Genomic DNA, 18035 nt, shown 5'->3' on the forward strand with positions numbered 1-18035 from the left:
CTCGGCCGTTTACACCGACCGCCTGGCGGCACGAACGGCCTCCGTCGCCGAACTCACGGCGCGCCTCGACGCGCTCAGCTACGCCCGGCTCGGGGCCTTCGCTGTCGTCCTGCTCGTCGCTGGTCTGAGCTTCGGCGCGGGGCTTTTTTCGGCGTGGTTCACGCTGGTCCCGCTGCTCGGGTTCGTGTTTCTTGTGGCGAAGTTCGAGGCGGCCCGCGGGCGCAAGGCGTGGGCCGAGCGCGCAGCCAGGTTCTACTCGGGCGGGCTCGAACGGCTCGCCGGGCGGCCGTCCGGTAACGGCGACGGGGCACGCTTTGCCGACGACGCGCACCCCTACGCGGACGACCTCGACCTGTTCGGCCCCGGGTCGCTGTTCGAACTGCTCACCGTGTGCCGCACGCGGACCGGTGAGGACACCCTCGCTGCGTGGCTGCTCGCGCCCGCCGGTCCCGGGGAGGTGAAGGCCCGCCAGGAGGCCGTTGCGGATCTGGCGCCCCGCCTCGATTTGCGCGAGGCGGTCGCGGTGGCCGGGGCGGAAGCGCCCGCCGCCGATTACCGCCCGCTGATGCAATGGGGCGGCGCACCGGCGGACGCGCCGCCGGCGTGGAAGTGGTGGGCCGTCGAGGTGCTAGGCTGGCTGAACGTGTTCGCCTGGGCCGGGTGGCTCTTCGCGGAGACGACCGCGCTGCCCGTTCTGGCGTTCGGGCTGCTGTCGCTCGCGCTCGCGGCGCCGCTCATGTCGTGGGCCGGGCGGGTGCTGAAGCCGCTCGACCGCGCGGCCGAGAACCTGTCCCTCTTTGAAGCCGTCTTGATCCGGCTCGAGCGCGAGCCGTTCAGCGCCCTGCGCCTGAAGGAACTTCAGGGCTCTATGCGCGCCGGCGGGCTGTTGCCGTCGGAACAGATCCGGCAGCTCCGGCTCCTCCTCGACGGTTACAACGCCCGGCGCAACGCGTTCTTCATTCCGGTGGCCGTGCTGCGGATGTGGCCCGTGCGGTTCGCGTTCAAGCTCGAAGCGTGGCGAACGCGGTCCGGTCCGGCGGTCGGGCAGTGGCTACGGGCCGTCGGCGAATTTGAAGCGCTGTCGTCGCTCGCCGGGCACGCCTACGAGAACCCCGCGGACGTAGTCCCGACGGTTGAGGCCGGCCCCGTGCGGCTCGCGGCGGTCGGCGTGGGGCACCCGCTGATTCCGGCCGCGAAGTGCGTCCGCAACGACGTGGCGCTTGGCGCCGGCGCGAACCGCGTGCTGATCGTGAGCGGCTCGAACATGTCCGGTAAGAGCACCCTTCTTCGCGCGGTGGGCGTGAACGCGGTGCTGGCGCTGGCGGGCGGGGTGGTGCGGGCGAAGAGCTTCGCCCTGACCCCTGTCGCGGTCGGGGCGACCATGCGCGTTCAGGACTCGCTCCAGGCCGGGCGGTCGCGGTTCTTTGCGGAAGTCACGAAGGTGCGCCTGCTGCTCGACATCGCGGGTCGCGACGGCGGCCCGCCCCTGCTCTTCTTGCTAGACGAACTGTTCGCCGGCACCAACTCGGCGGACCGCGTTGCGGGTGCGGAAGGGGTGACGCGCGCGTTGCTGGCGCTGGGCGCGGTCGGGTTCGTTACAACACACGACCTGAGCCTGACCGCGGTGACGAACAGCATTCCGGGCGCGGTGAACCACCACTTCTGCGACGGGCTGGCGGGCGGCGAACTGCACTTCGATTACACCATGCACCCCGGCGTGGTGCCGCATGGCAACGGGCTCGCGCTCATGCGGGCCGTCGGGCTGAAGGTGTGAACCGGCGGGATTTGCCGGAATTGCGCTTGAACCTCACGTTACGTCAGGCCGTACCATGCCCGCGTTGAGCAACCGGGAGGGCGGCACCATGTCGGAACGGCAGCGGTGGAAGGTCGGCGAGTTGGCCGCGCGGACGGGGCTCACCGTGCGCACGTTACACCACTACGACGCAATCGGGCTGCTCGTGCCATCGGACCGTAGTGGGTCCGCGCACGGCTCTGGGCACCGGCTGTACACCGCCACCGACGTTACGAGGCTCCACCAGATCCTGTGCCTGAAGCAACTCGGGTTCAGCCTCGAACAGGTGCGCGAGTACATGACCCGCGACGCCTACGACCCCCGCGAGGTCGTGCGGCTGCACCTCGCGAACGTGCGCCGGCGGGCCGCGGAACTGGACCGCCTCGGCGACCGGTTGCAGTCCCTGTCGGAAATGCTCGACGCGGCGGACGCGCCGTCCGCCGACACGTTCCTCGAAACGATTGAGGTGATGAGCATGATCGAGAAGTATTACACCCCCGAGCAACTGAAACAGATCGAGGACCGCCGCAACTCCGCCGGCCCCGAGCTGCAAGCGGCCATTGCGACGGGGCCGCAAATGTGGGCCGACCTGTTCGCGGACGTTCGGGCGGCGATGGCGGCGGGCGTAGAGCCCGGTGACGAGAAGGCGCGCCCGCTGGGCGAGCGGTGGCTCGCGCTCGTGACGGGCTTCACCGGCGGCGACCCGGGACTGTTCGCCTCGCTCCGCGCGATGTACCAGAACGAGGACAACGTCCGGGGGATGGATGTAAAAGCCATGCGTCCGCTCAACGAGTACCTCGAAAAGGTGCGCGCCGCGCACGGCGTCCGGCACCCCGGCGAGTCGTAGGTTGGGGTGCGCGCGGGACGTGGGTTCAGGTCGGCGAGTGGCTCCTGCTGAAGTGTGGCGCTGTAACGGGGGGTACAGCGCGGCACCGGTTGCAACGGGTGGGGCACCGATGGTACATCCGCTGCCAAGTTGCGGTCCGTTCGCTACCTGTTCGCTGGCGCTCCGCTACCACAGCCGCACCTACCTCGGACTCGCGCCCAACTTACTCGATGTGCGTGAAAGTCCAGCCCTTCGCCTGTTCGAGGTGGGCCGCGAGGTGGCGGCGGTGGCACTCGCAGAGCCGTTTCTCGGCGCACATCAGGCAGACCGGGCCGTCGATCCGTTCCAAGCGGTCGAAGAGTACCGGGGCCGCGAGGGTGAGGAATTGTTCGTACCGCGTCGGCCAGTCGTCGTAATCGAGGAACAGGTTTCCGAGTTCGGGCAGAGAAACGTATGCGACGCCGGACTTTGCCAGAAGCCCCGCGATGCCCTTGTCCGCGTCTTTGGCTTTGGCGTAGCTGCCGACGCTCGCTTTGTCCGGGCGGAGCCGGACATCGACCAGCACCTTTACTCCCGCGTCGGTCAGGAGTTTGGTGAAGTCGTCGGGCTTCCGTCCGCCGTAGCCGACCGTGAACGCCGCTGGCCCCGTGCTCATTGCGATCCTGCTTTCCTGGCGACTGATCCGACCAAATGCCAACGGGGAGCCGTCGGGCTCCCCGCTCTCACGATGTTGCTCTCGGCTCGATCAGAGCAGCTCTTCGACCGTGTTGCGGTCGTCGAGGATGTACATAGGGCGGCCGGCGCCGTTCGGGAACGTGTACGCCGGGTCGATGCCCATCGCCCGATACAGCGTCGCGAGCAGGTGCGGCACCTTGTACGGGCGCTCCTTCGGGTACTCGCCCTTCGCGGACGTGCTCCCGACCGCCTGGCCCATCTTCAGCCCGCCGCCGGCCACCAGGGCGCTCATGGCGGGCGACCAGTGGTCGCGGCCGGCGTCGGAACTGTTGATCTTCGGGGTGCGGCCGAACTCGCCCCACACCACCGTTACCACGTCGTCCTGCATCCCGCGGTCGTGCAGGTCCTGGATCAGGTTCGCGACGCCGCGGTCGAGCAGCGGGAGCTGGCGCTTCAGCTCCTTGAAGTTGCCGGTGTGCGTGTCCCAACCGCCGTAGCTGAGGGTCACGCAGCCCACGCCGGCCTCGACCAGCCGCCGGGCGGTGAGGAACTGTTCGACACCTTTGTACCGGTCGCGGGACTTCTGGGGCTCGTTGCGCAGGTCGAGGGCTTTGCGGACCACCCCGGACGCGATCATGTCGAACGCGCGGCCGGCATAGGCGTCCATTCCCTTCATCGCGCCGCTGGCGTCGATCTCGCGGCGCGCGGTGTCGAACTTGCCGAGGAGGTCCTTGCGGTCGCCCAGCCGGTCGCCGGTGACTCCGCCGGCGAGGCGCAGGTTTTCCACCCCGGCGCCGCTCGGGGTGAACGGGCGGTGGGCCGGCCCGAGGTAGCCCGGTTCGGTGCCGGGGCTGCCGCCGCCGCGAAGGCTCACGAAGGGGGGCACGTCGTTGCCGCCGTCCGCACGGAGCTTGGCCACCACCGAGCCGAACGCCGGGTGCGCCGCGACGCGGTTCACCTGCTCGCTGAACCCGGTGCTCACCAGCGAGTCGGAATGTTCATCGACCGATACGAGCGAGCGGACGACCGCCAGCTTGTCCCACATCCGGGCCTGAAGCGGCATGTGCTCGCAGATCGAGACGCCGCTGACGTTCGTTTTGATCGGTTTGAACTCGCCGCGGAACTCGGCCGGTGCGTCGGGTTTAAGGTCGTACATGTCCAGGTGCGACGGGCCACCGGGCAGGTAAATCATGATGGCCGCTTTCTGCGACGTGCCGGCCCGCCCGACCGGACTCTGGCCGGCCCGCGCCCGGAGCACGTCCGCCAGCGTCAGGCCGGCTCCGAACGCCCCGAGTTGTAAGAAATTCCGACGGCTCACGTTGTCGCAGTACCGTTGGGCAGAGCCCCAGAAGGTCAGCATCGGATGTGCTCCACTTTTGGAGAAAGGTCGGTGGGGAAGCGGACATCTGGCTGGTAGGCAAAAGTACAACTGGGCGGTGTGGACGGGTGGCGCCGCGCAGTCGCAAATACTTACTGAGATTAGCTTGAGCGCCACTGGGTCGCAATTGGAAAGTGCCGAATCTTTTTGGCCCGCGAAACCGTCAGTTGGGTAGCCGCGAATTTTGACGGACTCGGGCTGGCACGACTTGCGTTTATTTGCTCAGAATCGGCGCGAACCGGTGGTCGCGTGCCGCATATGCCCCACCTGCCACAGACTCGACGGATTGCGCACGCGGTGCGCAACGCCGAGATCTGTTTTTCGCGGCGGTTCATTCGGAGTTAATTCGTCCGCGTAGGATGCATTCCCGTTGCTCGTTTGCAGTTTTCAGACATGCTGGATCAAGGACGTTGTTTTCTGCCCCGGCATTGATGAGAGCTGCCCCGCGGCGGTTCAGCCCGGACCAGAGCTCGCGGGTCCGCGGAGTGTGTTGTTCGGAGCGGTTTGCTTTTGCGTCTTTGATTGACCGACACGGAACTAGTAGTCCCTCCCACCACGCAGGTATTCATCGATGTTGCCTTCTTGGCTCCGCCAACTGTTCCGCAATAAGTTCACGGGCCACGGCACGGTCGCCCCGTTCCGGTCTCTCGCGGTCGAAACGCTTGAAGATCGCGCCCTCTTGACCACGGCCATCTGGACCGGCGCTTACTCGGCGAACCACCCGACGTTGCCCGCGGACTACACCTGGAGCAACCGCGAGAACTGGGCACCGGTGCAAGGGTACGGCTTCTACCGCCCGGGCGACGACGGCGACGGTGTGCCGGACGACGTGCTGTTCCCGGCGATCGCGGACGGTCGCGCGAAGCCCAACGCGACGATCACGATCACGAACGGCGTGGGCGTGTTCGCGTTCGCTCCGAACTCGATCATGGACGGTGACTACCGGATCAACGACCTGCGGATCGAGGGCGACAACTACCGCATCGACTCGCTCTCTTCGCACACGCTGACGCTCGACGGGCGGTTGCTCGCCAACTTCGCCGGCACCGTCGGCCCGGTTTCCGGGCTGTCGCTGCTCGGGCCGCTCCCCAGCGCCAACCAGATTTCGAACCTGAAGGTCGTCCTCAACGACAACGTGACCACGAACCCGGGGTTCGGTCCGGCGAACCAGTTTGTCAACTCGAACACCGGCGAGCTGTACATCACCGCCACGCTGACCGACGGGTTCAGCCCCTCAACAGCCACGGTCCGGCCCAGCGGTCTCATCAAGAGCGGGACCGGTACCATCACCCTTGCGGGCGGCAACACTTACAGCGGCGTGACGTCCGTCCAGGCCGGCATCCTGGTCGCGGCCAGCGACGGCGCGCTCGGCTCCTCGGTGGCGCAAACCGTGGTCAGTAACGGGGCCACCATCGGCATCTCCAACGGCGCCGTTGTGAGCGACTCGCTTGAAATGATCGGTGCCGGGGCCGGCGGTCTCGGCGCGCTCCGCGCCAAGATCGACGTGTTCCAGCAATTCAGCACTTCTGTACCTCTCGTACCGCCGTTTACCAACCCCACTGGCTTCGGTACGTGGGCCGGTGGCATCTCTATTCTCGGCAACGCCTCGATCGGCGTAGACGCCTTCCTGCCGCTCGGCGGCCTGTCTATCACCACCAAAGGTATTGGTGGTACCGGGAACCTGACCAAAGTTGGTATCGGCCAGTTGTCTTTGCTCGTTGACAGCACCTACGCCGGCGACACGCTGATCACCGAGGGCGGCGTTTCGATCTTCACGGACGCGGCGCTCTCGGCCGGGTTCCGCACGGTGGTGTCGAGCGAGGCCTCGCTGAACGTCGATAGCGGGCTGACGGTCAACGAGAACGTTGTGCTCACCGGCGACGGCTACAACGGCTACAACGACGGGTTCGGGCGCCCCGCTGGCGCCCTCAGCCTGATCGATGTCGGCGTGTCCACCTGGCTCGGCTCCGTTACCCTGACCGCCGCTGGGGCCAGCATCGGGTCCGTCGGCGGCGGAACGCTGACCCTGGCCGGCAGCCTGATCGGGCCGTCCGGCACGACCCTTTCCAAAGTCGATCGCGGCCGGGTGCGGATCGCTCGTGCGAACAGTACTTATCTGGGCACGACCCGGATCGATAACGGCACCCTGGAAGTGGCCGACGCCGCCGCCCTCGGGGCCGGCGCCATCACCGTGAACTCGACGACTGGCGCCCAACCGGCCGTCGGCACCCTTCAACTCGAAGGCAACTACACGCTGAGCCAGCGGCTGACGCTCAACGGGGTCGGCGACAGCACCACGGGTGCGGTCCACGTGGTGGCCCCGGCCGGCAGCGGGGCGCTCGGCGCCTCGAGCATCACCGTTGCGGGCGGGATCGTCCTCAACTCGACCACCAGCCTGAACGTGGACCCGCGGTCCGTTCTGACCGTGTCCGGCGTCATTTCCGACGTGGCCCAGACGCCCGCCGCTGAGCTGAACAAGCTGGGCGGCGGCACCCTGGTGCTGTCGGGCACTAACACCTACACCGGGCAGACGGTGCTCCGGGACGGGGTCACCAGCATCCAGTCGGCCCGCGCGCTGGGCGCGACCGGGGCGGGCACCACGGTTAACACCGGCGCGATTCTGAGCCTGGACGGCGGCGCCAACGGGCTGACCGTCACCGGCGAGGCGCTGTCGATCTCCGGCTCCAACGGGTTCAGCACGAGCACGATTCGCGCCGGGGTCGGGGCGAACGTGTGGGCCGGGCCGATCAACTTCATCGACAACCAGGGCGCCCCGCTGAACGTCGAGGCGCTGGCCGGGGCGACGCTGGAACTCCGCGGGAGCCTGGGCGGCGCGGCCGCCATTCACAAGGTGGGCGCGGGCACCGTGTCGTTCACCGGCACGACCGCGAACACCCTTACCGGCACCATTTACATCGACAGCGGCGTGCTGGCGCTGGGCAACACCGGCGGCAACGCGACCAACGGGGCCGTGGTGGTCGGTGACGGCGCCGGCTCGGGCACGGACCAACTCCGGCTCCTCGCCGCGAACCAGTTGGCCGACAACAAGTCGGTGACGGTCAACTCGACCGGCCTGTTCGACCTGAACGGGTTCAGCGAAACCATCGGCGGGGCCATCTCGCTGATCGTCGCGGGCGGGCGCGTTCAGACCGGCAACGGCGTGCTGTCGCTCAATGGCGACGTGAACACCTACGGCACCGCCGCCGCGTCCAACATCGACGGCAACGTGTTCCTCACGGCCACTCGCACCTTCCTGTTCCTCCCGACGCCGCAACTGACGATTCAGTCTACCGCCAACTCGTCCCAGTTCGGGAACGCGGTGACGTTCGTCGTGACCGCGTTCCCGTTCGGGACCGAGCCGGCTGTGGGCGGGTCGGTCACCTTCTACGACGGCGACACCCGCATCGGCTCGGTGCAGGTCCTCCAGTCCAACGGGGTCGGCACCCAAACCACGGCCGCGGTCACGACCACCACGCTGTCCGGCGGGCTGCACACGATCCGGGCGGTCTACTCGGGGAACAACTCGTACGCCCCGACCACCATCACGATGGCGCAGCAGCAGGCGGTGCGCAACACGCCGGTGTACTCCACGCTGCTGTCGAGCAACCTGACCGCCGAGCCGAACCAGAACGTCACGTTCACCTACCGCGCCACCTCTCCGGTCGGGTCGATCAGCCCGACCGGGACCGTGACGTTCTACGACAACGGTGTTCAGATCGGGACCGCCCAGACGCTCACCACGGACGGGTTCGCGTACCTCACCACGTCGTTCGCCATCCCGGCGACGGCCGCCGAGCGCCTACACACCATCACCGCGACCTACTCGGGCGACCTGTTCTTCTCGTCGAACACGGTGACCCTCTCGGCGCCGGCCGACCCGGGCTCGCCGTACACCCGCCCGGTGACCCAGCAGGTCGGCTACGACCCGCTGGTGCAACTGTCGACCGACTTCAACTCGGTGCCCGGTGACCGGAGCCCGACGATCAACTTCACGGCCAGCGGGGCGAACGGTCTGCCGACCCCGTCCGGCTCCGTCCAGTTCTACGTGGACGGGGTGGCCGTGGGCACCGAGGTGGCCGTGGACGCCAACGGCAAGGCCTCGCTCACGCTCGGCACCGACGCCTCGGCGATCGCCAGCGCGACGTGGGCGGGCGGGGTGGTGACCGTTACCACCACCGGGTCGCACCACCTCGAAACCGGTAACACGGTGACTATCACCGGCCTCACGCCGGCCGGGTTCAACGGCACGTTTACGGTCACCCGGCTCACCGACACCATGTTCACGTACGCCCTGGGCTTCAACCCGGGCACGTACATCGCTCCCACCGCGAACGGTTCGGCCGTCATTAACGCGTCGTGGTCGGGCGGGCGGGCGGTTATCACGACCTCCGGGTTGCACGGCCTGACCACCGGCAGCATGGTGACCATCACGGGGCTCACGCCGTCCGGGTTCAACGGCACGTACGCGGTCACCCGGCTCAGCGCCACGCAGTTCTCGTACGCCCTCGTGAACAGCCCGGGCGCGTTCGTCGGCGGGGTCTCGCGGCGGGTCGGGATCAGCCTCTCGAACGCCACGTGGACCAGCAACAACGGCGGCACCGCGGTCATCACTACGAGCGTAGCACACAACCTGAACACCGGCGACACGGTGACGATCTCGGGGCTGAACCCGTCCGAGTATAACGGCACGTTCGTAATTATCCGGACCAGCGCCACCCAGTTCACCTACAGCCTCCCGCGGCCCACCGATCCGGGCTCGCGCGTCAACGGCGGGTCGGTGATCCGCACCGGTGCGGGCATCGCCAACGCGTCGTGGGCGGCCGGCTTCGTGACCGTCACAACGACCGGGTCGCACAACCTGGAGGACGGCGACTTCGTGACACTCACGGGCATGACGCGGGACGGGTACAACGGCACGCACCAGGTCGAGCGGATCAGCGACACCCAGTTCCGGTACGTGTTGCTCAACGACCCGGGCGTGTACGTCACCAACACGGCGGCGCCGGCCCAGAACGCGACCATCGCCCTGATGGCTTGGGCGAACGGCGTGGTGACCGTGACTACCGCCGGGACGCACAACTTCCGCAACGGCGACGTGGTCACGATCGCCGCCAACAACACGGCGTCACCGGCGGGCAGCGCGATCCCGAGTGCCCCGGCCGGGTACAACGGCACGTTTGTGGTCACGGTACTCAGCAACACCCAGTTCCAGTACGCCCTGCAACTGAACCCGGGCTTCTTCGTCAGCAGCTTCGTGCCGCCCGGCATCCAGACGATCGTGAACCAGCAGGTGATCGGCGCGTCTTGGCTCGCTGGTCAGGTGACCATTACGACGCAACAGGCGCACGGGTTGACTGTTGGTAGCCAGGTACAGATCGCGAACCTCAGCCCGGCCGGGTACAACGGCACGTACACCATCACCAGTGTGCCCAACGGTAACACCTTTACCTACGCTCTGGCCGGCGATCCGGGGGTGTACTCCAACCCCAGCGTCACGAATGGTGTGACAACATCGACGATCACTAACGCAACGTGGGCGGGCGGCACCGCGACCTTTACGACATCTACGGCACACATTCTGACCGTCGGTCAAACGGTGACGATCTCGGGTGTTAACCCGACGGGTTATAACGGCACGTATCAGGTAACTTTCATCGGCAGTGGGAATACTTTCCAGGTCAGCATTCCGACCGCCCAGGGCACGTTCGTTGTGCCGCGCGCGACCGGCGTGCGTGTCACGCAGATCCAGAGCGCGACGTGGGCGAACGGTGTCATCACGGCCAACACCAACGGAGCACACAACCTCGCCGTTGGCGACACGTTCACCATCTCTGGCGCTCTGCCGGCCGGGTACAACGGCACCTACACGGTGGCGAGCGTGGTCGACCTCGACACGTTCACCTTCGCGCGGGCGACCGACCCGGGTCCGTTCTTCATGGGCACGAGTAACGGCTCGGCGAACAGCAGTGCGACCGTCGCGGCCACCAGCATCGCGACCGTGACCCCGGTCGGCCTTTCCGTGGGCTCGCACGAGGTGACCGCCGAGTTCCGAAGTTCCGACCAGTACTTCACGGACGCGCGGGCGACCTACAGCGCGTCCAGCAACGGCAGCACGGCCAACCTCGCGGCGAACACGCCGGTCGTGTACCAGATGCTAACGAGCCGGACGGCGGTGCAGCTCAGCACCATTGCTGGCGACGACCCGGTGATTTCTGACCCCGCGTCGTACACGTTCCGGGTCAACTCCAACGACACCGTCAACTACGAGGCCTCGGGGTTCGCCGGCGACCCGTTCCACCCGAACCCCACCGGGTCGGTCGATTTCTTGGAACGCAGGGCCGACGGCTCCACCCGCTTCCTGGGTACGGTCCCGATCGGCATGATTGGGGTGCTCGGCGGGGGCGGCCTGCAACTCCTCGCCGGCACGCCGGGCGAGGCCTCCATTATGGGGGTTCGGTACACGCGTGATCAGTACTCGGTCGGCTCGGTGACCATCACGGGCATCTACTCCGGGGACCAGTACTATGCCGAAAGCACGCAGACGGTACAGCAGCAACTGATTGCGACCAACACGCCGATCAAACTGGCCACGAGTAACACCACGGCCATCATCGGCGAGACGGTGGAGTTCACGGCGGACGTGAGCACCCTCGCTGCCATGAACGTGCCCACCCTCGGGGCCGGGTTCGTCAGGCTCACCTTCACGAACACGACTACCGGTCGGGTGTACGGGCCGATTCAGTTCTTCCTCGGTAACCAGGGGCGTCCCGGGGTCGGCCTCGGCTCGTTCACATTCACGGAAGCGGGCGTTTACACGGTCGCGGGCACCTTCACGGCCACCAGCACCGCGATCGGGAGCGGGGCCGTCAACCTGACCTCGACCATCACGGTGCTCGCCCCGTTCGACGCGGTGGTGACGTCCAACCTGCCGCCGTCGGCCCCGGCCGGGACGAGCGTGACGTTCACGTTCCGCAGCACCATGGCCACCGGCGTCGGGGAGCAGGCGACCGGCACGGTCGAGTTCTACGACGGCGTGAACAAGATCGGCACCACGCAGGTGCTGGCCGCGGACGGGACCGCGTCGATCACGCTGGACACGCTGTCAATCGGCGCCCACACGATCAGCGCGGTCTTCACCCCCAACGGCACGAACTACCGCACCACCCGGTGGTTCATGGACAAGCTCCAGGTGGTCGGCACCCCGCCGACACTGGACATCAACCTCAGCAGCAGCATGATCGTCGAGGGCGACGCGGTGACCGTCCGGGTGACGGTCGCCGGGGACCCGGCGACGCCCCCGACCGGCCGTGTCGACCTGTACGCCAACGGGCTCCTGCTCGAGAGCGGGGTACTGGTCCGCAACGGGGTCGCGGTGTACACCACGAACGCCGCGACCAACTTTACGGCCGGGCGGTACGAGATCACCGCGCACTACAGCGGCGACGCCGCCTACGCCCCGGCCATCGGGACGATGACCCAGGACGTGGTGGTCATCAACCCGGTGCGGTTCCAGGTGCGGAGCAGCGCCAACGCGAACGTGGTCGGCTCGACGGTCGACTACCCGGTCGTCGCGGGCAGCACCGTGACGTACACGGCCGAGCTGCGGACCAACAGCACGGCCACACCGAACCCGCTGACCGACGCCACCGGGAGCGTGACCTTCAACCTGGTTGACGCCAACGGCATTGTGGTCGCCACGACCGGCCCGATTTCCCTCAGCACGGTGGTGGTGGTGATCGACGCCACCACCACCTTCCGGACCCCGACCGCGGTGGGGACGCTGACCGCCCCGGCCGGGACCGGCAGCTACCGGGTGGTGGCGGTGTACAGCGGCGACGTGAACTACGAGCCGCTGCAAACGACGTTCAGCCAGACGGTGGTGGCGACGGCCGGCGACCTGCCGGCGGCGGCCCCGGGCGTCACCACGGTCAACCGGGTGGTGCCGACCCTCAACGTGAACGGGTCCATCACCGGCGGGGCGACCACTGGCCTCGTGTCCTCGGCCAGCGGCACGCTGGTGCTCAACGGGTCGAACAACTACGGCGGCTCGACCCTCATCACCGGGGCCGGTAATACGGTGGTGCTCGGGACCAGCAACGCGCTGCCGGACACCACGGCGTTGACGATCACCGCCGGCGCGCTGAACGTCAACGGGAAGACCGACACGGTCGGCTCCCTGACGGGCACCGGGACGGTGCAGTTGCCCGCCGGGTCCGCGTTCACCACCGGGGCGCTGAACACCAGCACGGACTTCACAGGCACCCTGACCGGTGCGGGGGTGCTGAACAAGATCGGGACCGGGACGCTCACCCTGGCCGGCTCCGGCGCCGGCTACACCGGCACCACGGTGGTGACGGGCGGCACGGTGTTCCTGGCCTCTAGCTACGGGAACGCGAACGTCACGGTGCAGCCCGGTGCCACCCTCGCCGGGTCCGGGATCGCGAAGGCGGTGACGGTGGCCGCGGGCGGTCGCGTCTCTCCGGGCGGCACGTCGGCCAACCCGAACACGGTCGGCACGCTGACCGGGACCGGGAACCTGACGCTCAGCCCCGGTGCGGTGTTCGCGGTGAACGTGGACGGCCCCAACGCCGGTGCCCCGACGAACGGGTACGACCAGTACCTCGTCAACAGCGGCGGCTCGGTGAACCTGAACGGCGCGACCCTTCAGTTCAACCTCGGGTACGCCCCGGCCCTGAACACCTCCTTCACGCTGATCAGCGTGTCGGGCGGCGGAACGGTGACCGGCACGTTCGCCAACCTCCCGACGAGCGGGTCCACGTTCGTCCTGAACGACCGGGTGTACGCGATCACCTACGGTGCGACGAGCGTGTCGGTGCAGCTCGTCGCCCTGGCCTCGACCGCGAGCCTCACGTCGAGCCCCAACCCGTCGCTCCCCGGCGAGTCGGTGACGTTCACCGCCACCATCACCCCGAACGCCAGCGGGGACCCGGTGCCGGTGGGCAACATCCAGTTCTACGTGAACGGCGTCGCGACCGGCGCCCCGGTGCCGGTGACCCAGGTGGGTTCGACGAACGCGGCGGCGGCCACGTTCACGACCACGCTGCTGCCGAGCGGCCCGAACCTGGTCACCGCCACGTTCACGCCCACGGGCGGGTCGGCCTACCCGGCCTTCGCTCTCGGCAACACCGCGATGCAGGTGACCCAGTTGGTCACGGTGCCGTCGACCCTGACGGTCACCGCGCAGCAAGGGCCGATCACCTTCGGGGGTACCGCGTCGTTCCTGGCCGCGGTGGCCCAGACCGGCGGGCAGGCACCGACCGGGACGTTTACGTTCGCCAACGCCGCAACCGGAGCGGTGCTGGCGGTTGTGGCCCTAGACGGCACGGGCCGGGCGGTGTTCAGCACCACGGCCCTGCCCGCGGGTACGGCGACGGTGACCGTGACGTACTCGGGCGACAGCTTCTACCGCGCGAGCACGGCGACCGTGACGCAAGTGGTGGACCGGCAGAACCGGGTGGTGGTCGGGTCGGACGCGGGGCCGGTGGCGACGGTGCAGGTGTTCGACCCGCGCACCGGGGCACTGGTCGGCACGTTCCAGCCGTTCGACCAGTACACCGGCGGCGTGAAGGTGGCGACCGGGGACGTGAACAACGACGGGGTCGCCGACATCGTGGTGTCCGCCGGGGCGGGCGCGCCGGGCGGCCACGTGAAGGTGTACGACGGCGTGTCGTTCGGGCTGCTGTCGAGCTTCTTCACGTTCCCCGGGTACAACGGCGGCGTCAACGTCGCGGTCGGCGACGTGAACGGCGACGGGTTCGGCGACGTGGTGATCGGTACCGCCGTCGGTAACGACCACGTGAAGGCGTTCTCCGGGCGGTCGCTGCTGAACGGCGGCATCGCCGGGGACGGCACGGCCGATCCGAGCACCATCCTGAGCTTCTTCGCCTACGGCGGGGGCAACCCGGTCGGGGTGACGGTGGCCGCGGGTGACGTGGACGGCGACGGCCGGGCCGACGTGATCACCGGGTCGGCCACGTTCGCCGGTCACGTGAAGGCGTTCTCGGCGAGCGGGCAGCAGATCGGCAGCTACTTCGCGTACGGCGCGGGGTACCTGGGTGGGATCTACGTGGCCGCCGGCGACCTGAACGGGGACGGGCGGGCGGAGATCGTGACCGGGGCCACCAACGCCCCGCACGTGAAGGCGCTGCGGCTCGACGGGACCGAGGTGGCGAGCTTCTTCGCGTACACCAACGGGGACGGCTCGCCGGCTCCGTTCGGGGTGCGGGTCGCGGTCGCGGACCGCAACGGGGACCGGCTCGCCGATATCCTCACCGGTTCGGCCGGTGGCGCCCCGCACGTGAAGGCGTTCAGCGGGCTCGACCCGTCGCTGCTGCTCGACAGCTTCCTCGCCATCCCGCCGGGGCAAGCCCCGTCCACGAGTGGCGTGTTCGTGGGCGGCAGCGCTCCGAAGTAATTCCGAACGCGGGCTCGATGTGCGTTCGGGTGCGGCCCCGGTCCTTTCACAAGAAAGGACCGGGGCCGCTCTGCTTTAAAGTGCGCGGGTGAGTGTGCCGCGAACGAGACGGCACGGGGATCACTCCTGGGGCCGTTTGCGTTTACTTGTTCCTGTGGCGGCTCCGTGTTCGACACTCATCTCATCAGTTCTTTGGGTTGAATTGCCGCAGCTCACCTCAAAAAGTGCCGGCCCGTGTCGGGAGGAACCGGGATTCCGGCGGCACACAGGCAAATACTCGAGCGGGGGCTCGATATATGAGTCGGGAAATTCCCCGACGAGATTTCTGCGAACGTGCGCACGCACACTTCGACGAATTCGCCGAGAACACATCTCTCCCAATCGGCCGATCGAGGTTGAATTCCGATGAACTGGTTTCGCAACCGCCCTTTGACAACCAAGCTGCTCTTGGGGTTCGGTATCGTTTGCGCGATCGTCGCAGCGAGCGGCGGGATCGCCTACCGCGGCTTGGCCAGCTCTCGCGAGGGGATGCGAGTGCTGTACGCAGACTACACGGTCGCAGGTACCGACCTCGCCAAAGCGGCGGTTAACCTGGCCCGGTACCGAAACAACGTGGTCGCCGCCACCGGCGCCAGGGACGAGGCTCGACTGGAACAGGCGCTCGCGCCCCAGCCCGCGATCCGTGAGGCGGTTACGGGCGGCCTCGACACGTACGCCGCTACCGTGTTGCGGGTGTCCCGTAGCGGGCGGGACGAGCGTAAGGACCTGGAGAAGGTGCGGGTCGCCACTCGCGACTACTTTGCCGCCGCCGACGAGACGGTCCGCGCGGCGCGGGCACTGGTCCGAGCGGGCACCGACGCCGAGCGGGCCGAGTGCCGCCGCGAGGTGGACCGCAGGGTGCAGCAGGCTGGGGTGAAATTCGACGCGGCCACGGCGAGCATCGACGAACTGGTCAAGACGGTGACCGAGGTGGCCAGCGACGTCAACAGCACGGGCAACGAGAGCGCCCAAACGGCCCAGAGCACACTGGTCGGGGGCACCGCGGGCGCCGTGGCGCTGAGTATGCTCATCGGGTTAGGGCTGGCGCGCATGATCACCGGACCGCTCGGCCGCACGGTCAAAGCGCTCGAGTCTGTTGCGCACGGGGAGTTGGACAAGAGGGTGGAGGTAGACTCGAGCGACGAGGTGGGACGCCTGGCCGCGGCCCTGAACACCACCGTCGGGGGCATCCGCACCGCTCTCGGGCAGGACCGCGTGGACTGGGTCGCGGTTGGCGAGCAGCGGGAGCGGAACAATGACTACGTAGGGCAGCTCGTCGCGGTCGGTCGGGTGCAGGCGGTAATCGAGTTCAAACTCGACGGCACGGTCCTGACGGCCAACGAGAACTTCCTGAATACGATGGGCTACCGGCTGGACGAGGTGCAAGGGCGGCACCACCGGATGTTCGTCGATCCGAACCACGCGGGCAGCAGTGAGTACCGTGAATTCTGGGCCAAGCTGGGGCGTGGCGAGTTCGTCTGCAACGACTTCGAGCGGATTGGCAAGGGGGGCAAAAGGGTGTGGCTCCGGGCCTCGTACAACCCGATCCTCGACTCCACCACCGGCAAGCCTTACAAGGTCGTCAAGTTCGCAACCGATGTCACCGCCCAGAGGGCGATGGAGGATCGCGTGCGGGCGGAGGCGGTCGAGCTGAAGAACAAGGTGGACGAGATTGTCAAGGTCGTGGACGCGCTGGCGGCAGGTGACTTCACGGTCGCGGTGCCGGACCTGGGGATCGACGCCGTGGGGCAGATGGCGCGGTCCCTGAACGCCGCGGTGGTGAGCGTGCGGACAGCGCTGGAGGGGGTGCGCGACGTGTCCGAGCAGTTGGCCGACGCGAGCAGCCAGTTGTCCAGCGCGAGCGAGGAAATCTCGTCCGGTGCCCAGGAGCAGGCCAGCAGCCTGGAAGAAACAGCCAGCGCGCTCCAGGAGATCACGGCCACGGTGAAGCAGAGCGCCGACAACGCCCAGCAGGCTCGGCAGTTGGCCAGCGGGTCCAAAGAGGTGGCCGAGCGGGGCGGTCAGGTGGTGAGCGGCGCGGTCGGAGCGATGAGCGAGATCAACGGGTCGAGCAAGAAGATCGCGGAGATCATCACCACCATCGACGAGATCGCGTTCCAGACCAACCTGCTGGCCCTCAACGCCGCCGTCGAAGCGGCCCGCGCCGGAGAACAGGGGCGTGGGTTCGCCGTGGTCGCCACCGAAGTCCGCAACTTGGCCCAGCGCTCGGCCACCGCAGCCAAGGAGATCAAAGCTCTGATCAACGACAGCGTGAAGAAGGTGGACACGGGCACCGAGCTGGTGAACAAGTCCGGCAGCACCCTGGCCGAGATCGTCGGCAGCGTGAAGCGGGTGACCGACATCGTCACCGAGATGGCCGCCGCCAGTCGCGAGCAATCGGCCGGCATCGACCAGGTGAACAAAGCTGTCAGCCAGATGGACAGCGTGACCCAGCGGAACGCGAGCCAGACCGAGGAGATGAGTGCCACCGCCCAGTCCCTCACTGACCAAGCCGGACAGCTCCGGGATCTGGTCGGGAGGTTCAAGCTCGGCCGGGGTAGTGGCTCACCCAGCGCACCCCGGGCCGGTCGCCGGTGAGTGCCCCGAAACCGCGCCCGGCGGTCACCCGCGCGGCCGGTAACGCCAGCCGCAGCTCCAATGGTCACGGCATCCGCCACGAGTTGGATTCCTTGGGCGGGGACGGGTTCAGTGAGTTCTAACCCTTGAACCCGGTCCGGCCGATAGCCGCCGGATCGGATTCGGCCTACGCCCCTGGCACCGGGCCGGGTGACTCGAACGGACGGGGTGACGAGCCGCAAAAGCGGGCACCGGTTGCCGCGTGACGGACTGATACGACGAGACCTCGGGTGCATCGCCTCCCTGCGGCGCA

Annotated in this window: 5 protein-coding genes and 1 pseudogene; 4 read left to right on the plus strand and 2 right to left on the minus strand. The window is 67.9% G+C overall.

Features of this window, described 5'->3' with window-relative positions:
- Positions 1-193 precede the first annotated feature (193 nt).
- Positions 194-1774 carry a MutS-related protein gene (locus R5W23_RS09915; RefSeq protein ID WP_320686188.1) on the plus strand — a complete coding sequence of 527 codons (1581 nt, stop codon included), beginning with the start codon at positions 194-196 and terminating at the stop codon, positions 1772-1774.
- Positions 1775-1862: 88 nt separating this feature from the next.
- Entirely contained in the window at positions 1863-2639 is a 777-nt protein-coding gene (locus R5W23_RS09920; RefSeq protein WP_320686189.1) for a MerR family transcriptional regulator, read from the plus strand.
- 202 nt (positions 2640-2841) lie between these two features.
- Here R5W23_RS09920 and R5W23_RS09925 read toward each other — a convergent pair whose 3' ends face one another.
- Both R5W23_RS09925 and R5W23_RS09930 read right to left on the minus strand, forming a co-directional pair.
- Positions 2842-3273, minus strand: a complete 432-nt coding sequence (locus R5W23_RS09925; RefSeq protein WP_320686190.1) for a DUF488 domain-containing protein — start codon at positions 3271-3273, stop codon at positions 2842-2844.
- Positions 3274-3363: 90 nt separating this feature from the next.
- Positions 3364-4653 (minus strand): DUF1501 domain-containing protein, encoded by a 1290-nt coding sequence (locus tag R5W23_RS09930; protein ID WP_320686191.1) that lies wholly within the window; start codon positions 4651-4653, stop codon positions 3364-3366.
- A gap of 589 nt (positions 4654-5242) precedes the next feature.
- Between R5W23_RS09930 and R5W23_RS09935 the strand changes: the two genes are divergently transcribed.
- Positions 5243-15106, plus strand: coding sequence for an Ig-like domain repeat protein (locus R5W23_RS09935; RefSeq protein WP_320686192.1), 9864 nt, complete (start codon positions 5243-5245; stop codon positions 15104-15106).
- A gap of 405 nt (positions 15107-15511) precedes the next feature.
- A pseudogene (locus tag R5W23_RS09940) lies at positions 15512-17865 on the plus strand (methyl-accepting chemotaxis protein).
- The last annotated feature ends 170 nt before the right edge of the window (positions 17866-18035 follow it).

The organism is Gemmata algarum (assembly GCF_034097035.1).
GTDB lineage: Bacteria > Planctomycetota > Planctomycetia > Gemmatales > Gemmataceae > Gemmata > Gemmata algarum.

What these genes read in the sequence shown, in the direction of transcription:
- R5W23_RS09920 (WP_320686189.1), top strand. Translation starts at nt 1,863, where the DNA reads ATGTCGGAACGGCAGCGGTGGAAGGTCGGCGAGTTGGCCGCGCGGACG.
- R5W23_RS09925 (WP_320686190.1), bottom strand. Translation starts at nt 3,273, where the DNA reads ATGAGCACGGGGCCAGCGGCGTTCACGGTCGGCTACGGCGGACGGAAG.
- R5W23_RS09930 (WP_320686191.1), bottom strand. Translation starts at nt 4,653, where the DNA reads ATGCTGACCTTCTGGGGCTCTGCCCAACGGTACTGCGACAACGTGAGC.
- R5W23_RS09935 (WP_320686192.1), top strand. Translation starts at nt 5,243, where the DNA reads ATGTTGCCTTCTTGGCTCCGCCAACTGTTCCGCAATAAGTTCACGGGC.